This window comes from Enterococcus mundtii, assembly GCF_002947535.1.
Classification (GTDB): Bacteria; Bacillota; Bacilli; order Lactobacillales; family Enterococcaceae; genus Enterococcus_B; species Enterococcus_B mundtii_B.
This window is the reverse complement of sequence record NZ_PUAP01000026.1, coordinates 113,228-127,489: the sequence shown is the minus strand read 5'-3', so window position 1 is coordinate 127,489 and position 14,262 is coordinate 113,228. Positions and strand designations below refer to the sequence as shown.

13 protein-coding genes and 1 other annotated feature are annotated in these 14,262 nt (G+C 40.2%); of the genes, 12 read left to right on the top strand and 1 reads right to left on the bottom strand.

Features of this window, described 5'->3' with window-relative positions; all coding sequences use genetic code 11:
* Window positions 1-110 precede the first annotated feature (110 nt).
* The 3 genes from CUS89_RS08500 (at window position 111) to CUS89_RS08490 (ending at window position 4,417) form a co-directional block, all read left to right on the top strand.
* Window positions 111-1,010: an ABC transporter ATP-binding protein gene (locus tag CUS89_RS08500; RefSeq protein WP_071867322.1), complete on the top strand. Its 900-nt coding sequence runs from the start codon at window positions 111-113 to the stop codon at window positions 1,008-1,010.
* Window positions 1,003-2,265 (top strand): ABC transporter permease, encoded by a 1,263-nt coding sequence (locus CUS89_RS08495; protein ID WP_104871775.1) that lies wholly within the window; start codon window positions 1,003-1,005, stop codon window positions 2,263-2,265. The genes CUS89_RS08500 and CUS89_RS08495 overlap by 8 nt, the downstream gene beginning before the upstream one ends.
* 253 nt (window positions 2,266-2,518) lie before the next feature.
* Window positions 2,519-4,417, top strand: a complete 1,899-nt coding sequence (locus CUS89_RS08490; protein WP_104871774.1) for a fructose-1,6-bisphosphatase — start codon at window positions 2,519-2,521, stop codon at window positions 4,415-4,417.
* Window positions 4,418-4,513: 96 nt separating this feature from the next.
* Here the strand turns inward: CUS89_RS08490 and CUS89_RS08485 are convergent, their stop codons facing one another.
* A complete protein-coding gene (locus CUS89_RS08485) occupies window positions 4,514-5,233 on the bottom strand; it encodes a gamma-glutamyl-gamma-aminobutyrate hydrolase family protein (protein ID WP_104871773.1) in 720 nt (239 codons plus the stop codon).
* 218 nt (window positions 5,234-5,451) lie between these two features.
* Window positions 5,452-5,499: a sequence feature (sodium ion sensor (DUF1646 type); this cis-regulatory element may regulate processes involved in with the transportation of sodium ions), on the top strand.
* 110 nt (window positions 5,500-5,609) lie between these two features.
* Between CUS89_RS08485 and CUS89_RS08480 the strand changes: the two genes are divergently transcribed.
* From CUS89_RS08480 to CUS89_RS08440, 9 genes are read left to right on the top strand one after another with little or no spacing between them, the layout of a single operon-like run.
* Window positions 5,610-5,933, top strand: a complete 324-nt coding sequence (locus tag CUS89_RS08480; RefSeq protein ID WP_104871772.1) for a hypothetical protein — start codon at window positions 5,610-5,612, stop codon at window positions 5,931-5,933.
* A complete protein-coding gene (locus CUS89_RS08475; RefSeq protein WP_258082406.1) occupies window positions 5,920-7,914 on the top strand; it encodes a V-type ATP synthase subunit I in 1,995 nt (664 codons plus the stop codon). The genes CUS89_RS08480 and CUS89_RS08475 overlap by 14 nt, the downstream gene beginning before the upstream one ends.
* A 25-nt stretch (window positions 7,915-7,939) precedes the next feature.
* Window positions 7,940-8,410: a V-type ATP synthase subunit K gene (locus tag CUS89_RS08470; protein ID WP_010734843.1), complete on the top strand. Its 471-nt coding sequence runs from the start codon at window positions 7,940-7,942 to the stop codon at window positions 8,408-8,410.
* A 16-nt stretch (window positions 8,411-8,426) separates the two neighbouring features.
* The gene (locus CUS89_RS08465; protein ID WP_104871771.1) at window positions 8,427-9,011 is read left to right on the top strand and encodes a V-type ATP synthase subunit E; all 585 of its coding nucleotides are present in this window, start codon (window positions 8,427-8,429) and stop codon (window positions 9,009-9,011) included.
* Window positions 9,012-9,025: 14 nt separating this feature from the next.
* Window positions 9,026-10,012 carry a V-type ATPase subunit gene (locus CUS89_RS08460; RefSeq protein WP_104871770.1) on the top strand — a complete coding sequence of 329 codons (987 nt, stop codon included), beginning with the start codon at window positions 9,026-9,028 and terminating at the stop codon, window positions 10,010-10,012.
* Window positions 10,002-10,313: a V-type ATP synthase subunit F gene (locus CUS89_RS08455; protein WP_019723168.1), complete on the top strand. Its 312-nt coding sequence runs from the start codon at window positions 10,002-10,004 to the stop codon at window positions 10,311-10,313. The genes CUS89_RS08460 and CUS89_RS08455 overlap by 11 nt, the downstream gene beginning before the upstream one ends.
* Before the next feature lie 20 nt (window positions 10,314-10,333).
* Complete coding sequence (locus tag CUS89_RS08450) at window positions 10,334-12,115, top strand: V-type ATP synthase subunit A (protein ID WP_104871769.1); 1,782 nt, start codon at window positions 10,334-10,336, stop codon at window positions 12,113-12,115.
* Window positions 12,108-13,484 carry a V-type ATP synthase subunit B gene (locus CUS89_RS08445; RefSeq protein ID WP_019723166.1) on the top strand — a complete coding sequence of 459 codons (1,377 nt, stop codon included), beginning with the start codon at window positions 12,108-12,110 and terminating at the stop codon, window positions 13,482-13,484. The genes CUS89_RS08450 and CUS89_RS08445 overlap by 8 nt, the downstream gene beginning before the upstream one ends.
* Before the next feature lie 7 nt (window positions 13,485-13,491).
* Complete coding sequence (locus tag CUS89_RS08440) at window positions 13,492-14,127, top strand: V-type ATP synthase subunit D (RefSeq protein WP_104871768.1); 636 nt, start codon at window positions 13,492-13,494, stop codon at window positions 14,125-14,127.
* Window positions 14,128-14,262: the final 135 nt, after the last annotated feature.

Genomic DNA, 14,262 nt, shown 5'->3' with positions numbered 1-14,262 from the left:
CTATCATTTTCATATGTACAATAAAAAACAATAACATAAGTCTTTTTATAGGAGTTTTTTTTATATCGTACAGTAAAGGACAGAGGAATTTAGGATGAAGGAGTGAGAAAATGCTAGAAGTAAAGGATTTGGTTAAGACATTTGGCAGTTATACAGCTGTTGATCATGTTTCTTTTCAAATACCTGATGGGAAAATCATGGGATTGATTGGGCAAAACGGTGCAGGAAAAACAACGACTTTTCGTTTGATTTTAGATTTTTTGACGCAAGATCAAGGAGAAGTACTATGGAACGGCCATCATTTGAGTGAAAAAGATTATGATATCATTGGGTATTTACCTGAAGAACGAGGGCTTTATCCCAAGGTATCGATCCAAGAACAGTTGATCTATTTTGCCGCATTACGTGGAAAAACGAAAAAAGAAATTGAACCTAAGATCGATTTTTGGATGGAAAAATTTCAAGTAAAAGGAAAAAAAACAGATAAAGTTAAGTCTTTATCAAAAGGAAATCAACAAAAGGTACAACTGATTGCAACACTGATCCACGAACCTAAGTTGATTATTTTAGATGAGCCTTTTAGTGGTTTGGACCCAGTGAATGCTGAGCTACTTAAAGACGGGATCATCGAATTGAAGAAAAATGGCTCTTGTGTCATTTTTTCTAGTCACAATATGGATAACGTTGAAAAGATTTGTGACCACTTGATCATGCTTCGAAATGGGGAGATGGTACTAGATGGGAAAGTCCACGAGATTCGAGAAGCATTTGGCAGAACAAAGCTATTTTTGGAGTCTGGATTATCACAACAAGAAATAGAGGAAATTGATGGGGTCCAAAAAGTGATTCTTCGCGAAGATCAATCGTTGGAAATCACGTTGGATCATCCAGATGTAGGGAAAGAGATCTTTACCCGCGCGACGCAATTTGGCTATATTCCAATGTTCAATCAACAACCGCCTACTTTAGAAGAAATCTTCAAGATGAAAGCAGGTGAGCTACATGAGTAAATTTTGGATCATCACGAAAGATGTCTATTTGAAAAATGTCAAATCGATTTCTTTTATTATCATGATACTAGTGCCGTTTGTTTTGATGGGTGTGATTTACTTAGCAGGTAATTTTGCTCAGCAAAACAGTGAAACAGATAAAATCGGTGTCATTGCTGAAGATCAACAAATCACTGATTATTTGAGTCAATCTGATATGGGGGACTTCCATTTTGAAGCTATCTCATCAGAAGATGAAGCCAAAAGTGAGCTATCTGATGAAAAAATCGATGCTTACATGGTAGTCACTACAGATAATGGAGAAGTGACTGGGGAATTATTTAGTGAAAACTCTTTAGGACAAGCGACCCAACTATTGATCCAACAGCAGTTGACTGGCTTACAGTCGATGATGCGGGCAAGTAGTTTAGGGATCTCTCCAGAAGAAGTAGCTGCATTAAGTCAACCCGCTGCATTTTCAAGACAAAAAGTCAGTTTTGATGCCAATGGTGAAATGACGATAGGAGAAGATAACTCAGCTGTTCAATATGCAGTCAGTTATGTTGCAACGATCATTCTATTCATCATCATCTTGACGTATGCACAGATCATCGCTCAAGAGATTGCTTCAGAAAAAGGCACAAGAATCATGGAAGTGATCTTATCTAGTACCACTGCACAAAAACATTTTTACGGAAAATTAACAGGAGTACTGCTAGTGGCAGTCACTCAGATGGCTTTATACGGCATCATCTTTGCAGTAGGATTCAATCAGTTCAAAGATATGGAAATCGTTAAAAGTGTATTGGATGGGATTTCTTTAGATAGTATTTTCGGTCCATTCTTATGGTACTCTTTACTATTCATGTTCTTTGGCATCTTGATCTACGCCGTGTTAGCTGCCTTATGTGGCTCACTGGTCAACAAAGCCGAAGATACAGCAAAAGCGATCTTACCAGTGACGTACCTTTCTTTAGGTGGTTATATGTTAGGATTGATCCTTGGTGCATCTGATCCGAATAATATCGTGATCCGCATCACTTCATATATACCGTTCCTATCTTCATATATCATGCCGATCCGTTTGGCAAATGAAACGGTTGAAATCAGTGGCGTATTGATTTCTTTGGTCGTCCTAGTGATCATCACATTCGCATTGATGTTCATGTCCGCAAATATGTACAAATCGAACGTCCTTGTTTACAGTGAAGGTGGTATTTGGACGTCATTGAAACAATCGATTTCAATCATGAAAAATGAACGTAACAAGAAATAAATGTTGAAGTTGTAACAGTAATGTTCAACTCTGAGAAAAAAGCCGAGACACCCGAAAATTGTTCTTCAAATTTTGGGCGTTTCGGCTTTTTTTCGTAAGAGTGGCTTTTGGGCGGATGCCTTAAGCGCTCTTGTTTGATTTGAAAAATTAACGATTGTATATGTACCTATTTATATTTTGGTTAAGTAATTTTGTTGTAAATATCCATTATTTATCCTATAATTTTAGGTATTCCAATTTTGGAGGCGTTTGGATGGATCAATATTTAGAATTATTGTCAGAAAAATTCCCAACAAAAGAAGAAGTCATTACTGAAATCATCAATTTAGAAGCAATTTTACAATTACCAAAAGGAACCGAATTATTTTTAAGTGACATTCATGGAGAATTTCCAGCATTTGATCATATATTGAGAAATGGTTCAGGAAATCTAGGAGAAAAAATCAAAGATTTGTTTCAAGAGTGTTTAAGTGAAGAAGAGATGAAACGTTTAACGATTTTTGTTGCATATCCGGAATACGCATTAGCGACTGACTGGTATAAAAAACAAGACAAAACAACGTTGATCCATCAATTGATCGAGTTACTACGATTCACTTCTGTCAAGTACACGAGGTCAAAAGTAAGAAAAGGCTTGCCTAAAGAGTATAGTTATATCATTGAGGAATTATTGTACGTTGATGATCGTGTGCAAGGAAAAAAATCTTATGTGAGTAAAATCATCGATCAGTTGATTGAGATGAATGAAGAAGGGCGCTTTTTAAAAAAGTTAGCGCATACGATCCAACGAATGGTGATCGATCATGTCCACGTAGTCGGAGATATCTTTGATCGGGGGACGCAAGCCGCCAAAGTGATGGACCGCTTGATGGAGATCCATTCAATCGATATCCAATGGGGCAATCATGATATTTTATGGCTTGGTGCTTATTGTGGCTCGGAAACTTGTTTGTTGACCTTACTGCGTATCGCTGCGCGGTATAATTATTTATTCGAGTTAGAAAAAGAGTACGCGCTGAATCTTCGTTCCCTTTGTTCGTTTGCTACAGAAACTTATCAGACAAACCCTTTGTTTACGCCGAAGAATAGTCAAGACGCGACGGAACGCGAAAGAGAAGAAATGGAAAAGATCCATCAAGCGCTCGCAATCATGCAATTCAAATTAGAATCCCAATTACTGAAACGACGACCGGAATTTGAGATGGCAGATCGGGATATCTTAGCAAATATCGACTATGAAAAAAATGAGTTATTTTTAGATGGTCAAAAGTATACGATCCATCACCCATGTTTCCAGACGATTTCTACGCAGGAACCGGATCGTTTAACGGAAGACGAGCGGCGAGTGATCGATATGTTGTTGTATTCTTTTCAACATTCACTCCGTATGCAAAAACATATGGATTTTCTTTTAGAAAAAGGGGGGATGTATCTCGTCACGAACCAGAGTGTCTTGTTCCATGGTTGTATGCCAGTAGATGAACATGGTGATTTTCTGAGTTTTAAACTTGGGAGTGAGACATATCAAGGGAAGCGATTGATGACATTCTTTGAAGAACAGATTCGTGAAAGTGCAAAATCACTGAAGAAAAAAGAAGACTTAGCGACTGATTTGATTTGGTACGCATGGAGTGGCCCTTATTCGCCATTGTTTGGTAAAAGTAAGATGGCTACGTTTGAGCGTTATCATTTAGCGGAAAAAGAAACGCATGTGGAAGTCAGCAATGCTTACTACCGATTAAGAGATAAAGAATGGTTGAGTCAAAAAGTACGACGTGAGTTCGGTGTCCCTGTTTATGGTTCAGTGATCATCAATGGTCATACACCAGTCAAAGTGAAAAAAGGGGAGTCACCGATCAAAGCGGATGGAACGGTTTTCGTGATTGATGGTGGTTTATCAAAGGCGTATCAACGAACAACAGGCATTGCAGGTTATTCGTTGCTATGTAACTCTTATGGCTTTCAAATCGTGACCCACTATCCATTTTTAGGCATCGAGGAACAATTTGAAACAGCCAATGGTTTGGCAGAAGTCAAAAAGGTCATTGATCAACAGTTGCCGCGAAAACTAAATCGAGATACGACAAAAGGAAGCGAATTGCAGCGACAAATCCAGGAATTAAACAAGTTGCTTGAGTATCGTAGAAGTTAACTGCTGATCAAGGTTCGTAGCATGAAATAAATAAAAGCCCGATTTGCTGAAACAGTATGTTTCGGCAAGGCAGGCTTTTCATTTTATTTGTAACGATCATAACGACTGAACAAAATAGTCAAATAATTTTTGGTCAAGTGGATTCTTCTGATGGATGAGTTCAGGATGCCATTGTACGCCAAGTATTCGTTGGTCAGATTCTTTACTTTCAACAGCTTCCACCAATCCATCGGGAGAGTAAGCTGTCGCTTTTAGCGACGGAGCAAGATCCCTGATTGCTTGGTGATGATAAGAATTCACAAAATACGAAGTAGGTAATAACTCATGGAGCAAACTATCTGGCTCGACTGTGATTTCATGCGTAGCAAATTGCGGTGGGGTTGGTTGTTGTTCATGTTTGACTGACCAATTTGGATATAAAGTGAGGTCTTGATAAAGGTTACCACCTAACGCTACATTCAATAATTGCATCCCACGACACACAGCTAAGATCGGTTTATTTTGCTTCAATGCTTCATTGATCAACGCCTGTTCAAACAAATCTCGATCGAGGTTTGTTTCTGTCAATTTAGGGTGAGGCGCTTCGTTATAGAGTGAAGGGCTGACATCCTGACCACCAGCAAGGAGTAGCTTATCGACTAACTGAATGTAGTCACGAGCGCTTTCTGTGGAAGAAATAGGTAAGAGCAAAGGTAAGCCCCCTGCTTGCTGTACCGCATTAACAAAGCCTTGCGGGGTATAAGTGACTCGATTTCCTTGAAATGTTTCTGTGACCCGCAGTAATTGATTGGCTACGATACCAATTTTTTGATGCATACGATTTCCTCCATTCATTAACTACTTCTATTTTAACAATAGTTAAAAAAAAATTAAAATATTTGTTTTGGAAAACGTACGTAATTATATAATAGGTAGAATATTTATCTAAACTTGCTCATTTACTGTCAGTTATGAGCTTTCTGAGAGGAAAAACATATCAGATAGTTGAAATTTCACCTGAATTTGTTATACTTGTAAGTAAGAAATATATAAATGGTTGGGCGCAAGCTTCAAGGATCTAGTTCTTCAAGGGGTGAGAAGAACATTTTTTTGGAAGTGCCTAGATTATCTGAAGTTATTTTTAGAGGGACATACTTTCAATGAAAAAAGAAAGGATGTCCCTCTTTTTTTTTAGAGAAAGGATGTGGGAAATGTGTTAGAAGCGTTAGAAAAAATCCAACAAGCTGAAAAAGCAAATGAACAAACCATGCAAAAACTTCATCAGGAATTGAGAGAGTACAAACAAATCAAAGAAGCAGAGTTGAATCAATTTCGTATAGACCAGCGGAAACTTTTAGAACAGTTGCTTGAAGAAAAAAAACAAGCAGAACAACATCAAGCTACTGCTGAAAAAAATAAATTGAACGAAGATGCTAAACGATTGCAATCCATCGTACAAGAACAATATGAAAAGCAACGGAAGCAAGCGGTTGACGCAATCATTGAAAGGGTGAAAGAAACTTATGGCCGTCACTAAGATGGAGAAAGTCACTCTTATTTCCGATAAGCGCCATGAGGATGTCCTGTTAAAAACGATCCAAGGCATCCAAAATGTGGAGATCCGAGATCTTTTTCAAGAAACGACAAATAATCAATGGGTCGATACTTACTTTCCTAAAGCAGCGATTTTTGAAAAAGAACCGATCGTCAATGCGCTCTCTAGTCGGATCATGCAAACAAGAGAAGCAGTTCAATTCATTGATCACCACGGGGACAAGCAACAAAAGAAGCAACACCTCAAACGAAGAGAACTGACCTTGCAGGAACTAGAAGCAAATTATTCGGAAGAAGAATTTACGAAGCGATTAACTGAAATATTAGGTTTAAAGAAACAATGGGAAACACTGGCAGAACAACGAGAACAATTGACAGAGCAAGAAGACTGGTTGACACATTGGTCAAATCTAGATTTTATTCCACAAAGCTTTAGCAGCCAACAAACAACAGTTGTGATGGGAACGATCAGTGTTGCTAATGCGACAGAGTTTAGAGAAACATTAGCAAAAATACCAGAAGTCTATGTGGAAGAAATCAATGAAACGGATCATTTCGCTTATTTGACTTATGTGGTGCTCAAAACTTCAGCCTCCGCTGTCGATGAAATCGCTACTCGTTATGGTTTTGTCAAAGAAGCATATCCTTATGATGTCACGCCAAAAGAACAGCTACAGAAAATCAAACAAGAGTTGCAAGCCTGTTATGAAGCGCAAAAAAAATTAGCGATCAAAATCGGTCATTGTAGTAGTTACATCCAAGAATTGGAATGGGCAGAAGAAATCCTATTAGCAATGGCAGAACGAGAAGCAGTGAAGGATCGCTTTGTCTGGGCACCCTACCTGATCGTTGTCCAAGGTTGGGTCGGTGAGGAAGAAAAGCAAGAATTGATCCAGCAGGTAGAAAATGTGTTGTCTGCTGATGAAGTCTTTCTCAGCTTCGAAGAACCAACAGAAGAAGAGATCAATGAAGAAGTACCGACGAAATTGAAGAATCATCCAATTGTTGCGCCATTTGAGATGCTGACGGAAATGTATAGTTTACCTAAGTATCATGAAATCGATCCGACACCATGGATGACGCCATTTTATCTTGTCTTTTTCGGGATGATGGTGGCTGATATTGGTTATGGCTTACTCATGCTTATAGGCGCAATCATTGCACAAAAATTGTTGGTATTGCCTCGAGGGATGCAACGATTTGCTAAGTTTTTCGAGATCTTAGCCATTCCGTCGATCATCTGGGGATTTATTTACAGTTCATTTTTCGGACAAGCGTTACCGACCGAAGTGTTAGGTATCCACTTGCCATTCCCATTGTTGTCTACAACAGATGATGTCAATACGATCTTAGTCTTATCGGTCGTCTTTGGACTTATCCAGATTTTAGTCGGTTTGTTTCTCGCAGCAAAAGAGCATATCAAGCGTAAAGATTACGTGGATGCGATCAATGATGGATTTGCCTGGCAAGGGATTTTAGTAGGAGTCGTCCTTTTATTGCTTGGTAGTATGATTCTTAAGAACCCGATCTTTGTTTACCTAGGTGCAGGATTAGCGATTTTATCAGCGCTATGTATTTTGATTATTCCGATTTTTCAATCTTCTTCCAAAGTCAAAGGTGCCGCAAAAGGGGCGTATAATTTGTATGGATTGACTGGTTATATCGGTGATCTAGTGAGTTATACACGTTTGATGGCATTGGGGATCTCTGGTGGGAGTATCGGCGCTGCCTTCAATATGTTGGTTGCTTTCATGCCGCCGGCCGCACGTTTTAGCGTCGGGATCTTACTGATCATTGCTTTACATGCGTTGAATATGTTCTTGACCTTGCTTAGTGCCTACGTGCATGGAGCGAGATTGCAATATGTCGAATTTTTCGGCAAATTTTATACCGGAGGCGGACGGGCCTTCGATCCACTGAAAACAGCGGAAAAATATGTCAATATCAATCATAAGAAAAAGTAGAAAAAAATTGGAGGAATTTTAAAAAATGATGGATTACTTAATTGCTCAAAATGGTGGAATGGTATTTGCGGTATTAGCAATGGCAACAGCAACGATCTTTTCAGGGATCGGATCAGCGAAAGGTGTGGGGATGACCGGTGAAGCCGCAGCGGCATTGACGACGAGTCAACCGGAAAAATTCGGACAAGCGTTGATTTTACAATTGCTTCCTGGAACACAGGGACTTTATGGATTCGTAATCGCCTTCTTGATCTTTATCAATTTAAATGCAGATATGTCGGTTGTCCAAGGATTGAATTTTTTAGGCGCTTCATTACCGATCGCCTTTACTGGATTGTTTTCTGGGATTGCTCAGGGGAAAGTATCTGCTGCAGGTATCCAAATCTTAGCGAAAAAACCAGAACATGCAACTAAAGGAATTATCTTTGCCGCAATGGTTGAAACATACGCAATCTTAGGCTTCGTTATTTCTTTCTTATTAGTATTGAATGCTTAAACAAGGAGGAAAAACAATGAACGCCATTGATAATATCATTCGTCAAATGAATGAAACAGCTGAAGCAGAACGAGCGGCGTTTGAAAAAGCAGAACGTGAAAAAATCGATCAGCAGTTCAAAATCGAGCGTGCGCGTTTAGAAACAGATTATGAAAAGCAAAAATCTAAAGAGCTTGAAGAAATTGAAAAGAGTTACCGACAATTAAGAAATCGCCAACAGGTGGAAGTGCGTCAAGCAACACTCAATGAAAAACAAGAATTTTTACATCGTTTGTTTGCTGAAGCACGCCAAGAATTAGAAAGTTGGCCAGCAGAAGATCAACTTTCATTGATGTTCAATATGGTGCAGACATTATCCTTATCTGGTGAGGTTACTTTATTATCCGGAGAAAAATCTGCTGCTATTTTAACCAATGAAGTAGTGACAAAGTGGAATCAACAGTTGCCTTTTACCTTGCATCTAAGCGAACGAAGGATTGCCAAAGAAGCAGGATTTTTGATTGATGACCAAGGCGTACAATACAACTTTGTCTATAGTGATCTAGTACAAGAAGTGCAAGAACAAATGCGCTTTGAAATTGCGAAACAACTATTCGAGTAAGGAGGGATCGGTGAATGGATTATCATGAATTAAATCCCTTGATTCGTGGAAGAGAGTTAGAACTTTTATCAAAAGAAGACTTTGATCGCATGATCCAGACGAAATCATTGGACGCATTAGGCGAAATGTTAAAAACAACGATTTACCATCCTTATATCTACGAAGGTTTTGAACGGGACTTTGAGGAAAATCTGTTGGCTGAATCGGGCAAACTATTTACTTGGTTGAAAGAATCAGCACCAGAACCCGAAGTCGTTTGGGTCTATACGATGCGTTATACGTTCCATAATTTAAAAGTATTGACAAAAGCTGAGATGACGGGCAAAAATCTCGATCATCTATATCGTAACGATGGGTTTTATTCTTGTGAAACGTTAAAGCAAGCAATCCATACACAAGCCTCTACAGAATTGCCATCGCAGTTGATGGATAGTATTCGTGAAGTCCATGAATATTGTGAAGAATCCTCTGTGTTACAAGGAATCGATGTCATCTATGATCGCTACTTCTTGACAGAGCAACGCCGTCTTGGAGAGAAACTTGGTTATCCGGAATTACTGGAAGAAATCATTGCGTTTATTGATTTGACTAATATCACGACGATGGCGCGCGGCATCTTGCAACAACGATCGAGTGGATTTATGACCGCAGTACTATCAAGTTCTGGCAGTATCCCGAAAAAAACGTTTTTGACTTTTGTTAAAAGTGAGCTGGATACCTATTTGAACTTTCTGCAAACAACGGATTATCGTAAATTGATCGAACCTGCAATCCATGAAGGAGAACTGGATTTTGTTCGATTAGAACAAATCAAAGACGATTATTTATCTTCGCTGTATGAAGCCGCACAAACGCAGGCTTTTGGCCCGTTACCTTTACTTGCTTTCTTGAATGCAAAAGAAATCGAGAGCAAAAATCTTCGATTATTAGTGATCGGTAAGAAAAATCAGTTTGACAATGAAACGATCAGAGAAAGGGTGAGACAAGTCTATGACGCATAAAATCGGTGTCGTTGGCGACAAAGATTCTGTTTTACCATTTAAATTATTTGGGTTTGATGTGCACTATGCGACAGAGCCACAAGAAGTGAGGCGCGCAATCGAACAAATGGCAAAAAGCGCCTATGGAGTGATCTATGTCACAGAACAATCTGCGGCAATGACGCCTGAGACGATTGAACGCTATAAAGAATCGATGACACCAGCAATTGTCCTAATCCCTAGCCATCAAGGAACGATGGGGATCGGCGTAGCAGAGATTCAAAAGAGTGTGGAAAAAGCAGTTGGACAAAATATCTTATAGAATGTAAAGGAGATAGTGCATTGCAAATTGGAAAAATCATAAAAGTCTCCGGCCCTCTCGTGATGGCAAAAAATATGTCAGATGCAAGTATCCAAGATATGTGCTTAGTGGGAGAGTTAGGAGTCATCGGCGAAATCATTGAGATGCGCGGAGATGTCGCATCGATACAAGTATATGAAGAAACTTCAGGGATCGGTCCTGGTGAACCCGTACGTTCAACAGGTGAAGCGTTATCTGTTGAGTTGGCACCTGGGATCATTTCCCAAATGTTTGATGGGATCCAACGGCCTTTGGATACGTTCATGGAAATCACACAAAGTAACTTTTTAAGTCGTGGTGTCCAATTACCAGCGTTAGACCATGAAAAAAAATGGTGGTTTGAAGCAACTGCTGAAGTGGGACAAGAAGTTAGCACCGGAGATGTTCTAGGTGTGGTGGATGAAACAAAGATCATCCAACACAAAATCATGGTACCTCATGGTGTGAAAGGAAAAATCAAAAAAATAGAAGCAGGATCATTTACGATCGATGAAGTGGTTTGTGTGATTGAAACAGAAGATGGCTTGCGAGAATTGACGATGTTGCAAAAATGGCCTGTTAGACGTAGTCGTCCGATCAAAGCAAAATTGAATCCGGACGCGCCAATGATCACGGGACAACGTGTTATCGATACCTTTTTCCCAGTGACAAAAGGCGGAGCTGCCGCTGTACCTGGCCCTTTTGGTGCTGGTAAAACAGTTGTTCAGCACCAAATTGCTAAATGGGCGGATGTCGACATGGTGGTTTATGTCGGTTGTGGTGAACGTGGCAATGAGATGACGGATGTACTAAATGAGTTTCCTGAATTGATCGACCCTAATACAGGGGAATCATTGATGGAACGTACCGTATTGATTGCCAATACATCGAACATGCCAGTAGCCGCACGGGAAGCATCGATCTATACAGGGATCACTATTGCGGAATATTTCCGTGATATGGGGTATGACGTGGCGATCATGGCAGATTCGACCTCTCGTTGGGCAGAGGCTTTGCGAGAAATGAGTGGACGTTTAGAAGAAATGCCTGGCGATGAAGGTTATCCTGCTTATTTAGGTTCTCGTTTGGCAGAATACTATGAACGTTCAGGACGTGTGATTGCTTTAGGTGATGAAGAACGTGAAGGAAGCATTACAGCGATCAGTGCGGTTTCACCATCTGGTGGAGACGTTTCTGAGCCAGTGACTCAAAATACATTACGTGTGGTGAAAGTTTTCTGGGGATTAGATTCCAGTTTGGCACAAAAACGTCATTTCCCATCTATCAACTGGATTCAAAGCTATTCTCTTTATTCGTCAGAAGTGGGACGTTACATGGATCAGATCCTACAAGAGAATTGGGCAGAGATGGTGGCAGAAGGGATGCGTATCTTGCAACAAGAAGAGCAATTGAATGAAATCGTGCGTCTTGTTGGTGTCGATTCACTTTCAGATAATGATCGCTTGACGCTTGAAGTAGCAAAATCCATTCGTGAAGATTACTTACAACAAAATGCGTTTGATGATGTGGATACATTTACTTCTAGAGAAAAACAATTCAAGATGTTGAATTTGATCCTATCTTTTGGTGAAGAAGCGCGTCAGGCGATTTCATTAGGCGCTTATCTAAGTGAGATCATGAAAGGAACTGCGGGATTGAGAGAACGAATCGGTCGTAGTAAATTCGTGCCAGAAACAGAATTAGAGAAATTAGATGAAATCCAAGCGAATATCAAACCAACGATCCAAAGAATCGTTTCAGAAGGAGGAATGACCGATGATTAAAGAATATCGAACGATTGGCGAAGTGGTCGGACCTTTGATGGCGGTCGAAAAAGTCGCTGGTGTGAAATATGAAGAATTGATCGAAGTTCGAATGCAAAATGGCGAGATTCGTCGTGGACAAGTGCTTGAAGTACAAGAAGACAAAGCGATGGTCCAAATTTTTGAAGGAACAAGTGGGATCAATCTGAGAGATTCAACGGTCCGCTTTTTAGGACACCCATTAGAGTTAGGGGTTTCTGAAGACATGATCGGTCGCGTATTCGACGGATTGGGTCGCCCAAAAGACAATGGGCCAGAAATCCTACCAGAAAAATACTTGGACATCAATGGAGAAGTCATCAATCCGGTGGCTCGTGATTATCCCGATGAGTTTATCCAAACAGGTATCTCAGCAATTGATCACCTGAACACTTTGGTCAGAGGACAAAAATTGCCGGTATTTTCCGGCTCTGGTTTGCCACACAAAGAATTAGCTGCTCAAATTGCGAGACAAGCGACGGTATTAGATTCTTCCGATGATTTTGCAGTTGTTTTTGCTGCCATTGGAATCACCTTTGAAGAAGCAGAATTCTTTATGGAAGACTTCCGCCAGACGGGAGCAATCGATCGTTCAGTGATGTTCATGAACTTAGCGAATGATCCAGCTATCGAACGGATCGCAACACCTCGCATGGCATTGACTGCAGCTGAATATCTTGCTTATGAAAAAGGGATGCACGTGTTAGTCATCATGACAGATATGACTAACTACGCCGAAGCATTACGAGAAATTTCTGCTGCCCGTCGTGAAGTACCAGGTCGTCGTGGCTATCCAGGGTATCTTTATACGAACTTAGCAACTTTATATGAACGTGCGGGTCGGATCCGTGGGTTGAAGGGTTCTGTGACACAGATCCCGATCTTGACTATGCCAGAAGATGATAAGACCCATCCGATCCCTGATTTGACCGGCTACATCACAGAAGGACAAATCATTTTGACGAGGGAATTGTATAAGAGCGGCATCCAACCACCGATCGATGTCTTGCCTTCACTTTCACGTTTGAAAGATAAAGGAACAGGTGAAGGGAAAACTAGAAAAGATCATGCAGCAACGATGAACCAATTGTTTGCGGCGTATGCTCAAGGCAAACAAGCCAAAGAATTAGCTGTTGTCTTAGGGGAATCGGCGTTGTCAGATGTGGACAAGATCTACGCAAAATTTGCGGAGCGTTTTGAAAAAGAATATGTCAATCAAGGTTTTTATACCAATCGCTCGATCGCTGAAACGCTGGATCTAGGATGGGAACTTTTAGCCATGCTTCCACGAACGGAATTAAAACGGATCAAAGACGATCTGCTTGACCAGTACCTGCCAGAAGGGGAGTGAGTGTCAGATGGTTCGATTAAATGTTAATCCGACACGAATGGAATTGACACGACTAAAAAAACAATTGACGACTGCAACAAGAGGACACAAACTGTTGAAGGATAAACAGGATGAATTGATGCGTCAATTCATCCTACTGATCCGTAAGAACAATGAGTTGCGCCAAATAGTGGAAAAAGAAATGACAGCGGCTATGAGCGATTTTGTCCTTGCGAAAGCTTCATTGCCGGAAGCCTTCATTGATGAATTGTTTGTACTACCGGCTGAAAATGTCGAGTTAGCTGTTATCGAAAAAAACATCATGAGCGTTAAAGTACCAATCATGAATTTTGAATATGACGAACAGCTAGGCGAAGCACCAGTGGATTATGGGTATTTGAATTCCAATGCAGAATTAGACCGTTCGATCGATCGGTTTACCTCATTTCTTCCTAAGCTCCTTGAGTTGACAGAGATCGAGAAAACTTGTCAACTGATGGCCGGTGAGATCGAAAAAACACGTCGTAGAGTGAATGCGTTAGAGTACATGACGATCCCACAACTAGAAGAAACGATCTATTATATCAAGATGAAGTTGGAAGAAAATGAACGTGCGGAAGTTACTCGCTTGATCAAAGTGAAAAATATGGGGAATGCTGATTAGCTAAGTCATCCGAGCAAATTAGTAACGTTGTTCGTTCATCCGAGCTACAGTTCTAAGCTCCGAAGAATAGGCCGTAAATGTCGAAAAATATCTTTAACTAATTTCGGACGTTTATGGCTTATTATCTGGAGTTTT

Excerpts from the sequence above, each read along its gene's own strand:
- CUS89_RS08465 (WP_104871771.1), top strand. The coding sequence starts at position 8,427 with ATGAACGCCATTGATAATATCATTCGTCAAATGAATGAAACAGCTGAA.
- CUS89_RS08470 (WP_010734843.1), top strand. The coding sequence starts at position 7,940 with ATGATGGATTACTTAATTGCTCAAAATGGTGGAATGGTATTTGCGGTA.
- CUS89_RS08495 (WP_104871775.1), top strand. The coding sequence starts at position 1,003 with ATGAGTAAATTTTGGATCATCACGAAAGATGTCTATTTGAAAAATGTC.
- CUS89_RS08455 (WP_019723168.1), top strand. The coding sequence starts at position 10,002 with ATGACGCATAAAATCGGTGTCGTTGGCGACAAAGATTCTGTTTTACCA.
- CUS89_RS08490 (WP_104871774.1), top strand. The coding sequence starts at position 2,519 with ATGGATCAATATTTAGAATTATTGTCAGAAAAATTCCCAACAAAAGAA.
- CUS89_RS08485 (WP_104871773.1), bottom strand. The coding sequence starts at position 5,233 with ATGCATCAAAAAATTGGTATCGTAGCCAATCAATTACTGCGGGTCACA.
- CUS89_RS08500 (WP_071867322.1), top strand. The coding sequence starts at position 111 with ATGCTAGAAGTAAAGGATTTGGTTAAGACATTTGGCAGTTATACAGCT.
- CUS89_RS08445 (WP_019723166.1), top strand. The coding sequence starts at position 12,108 with ATGATTAAAGAATATCGAACGATTGGCGAAGTGGTCGGACCTTTGATG.
- CUS89_RS08440 (WP_104871768.1), top strand. The coding sequence starts at position 13,492 with ATGGTTCGATTAAATGTTAATCCGACACGAATGGAATTGACACGACTA.
- CUS89_RS08475 (WP_258082406.1), top strand. The coding sequence starts at position 5,920 with ATGGCCGTCACTAAGATGGAGAAAGTCACTCTTATTTCCGATAAGCGC.
- CUS89_RS08460 (WP_104871770.1), top strand. The coding sequence starts at position 9,026 with ATGGATTATCATGAATTAAATCCCTTGATTCGTGGAAGAGAGTTAGAA.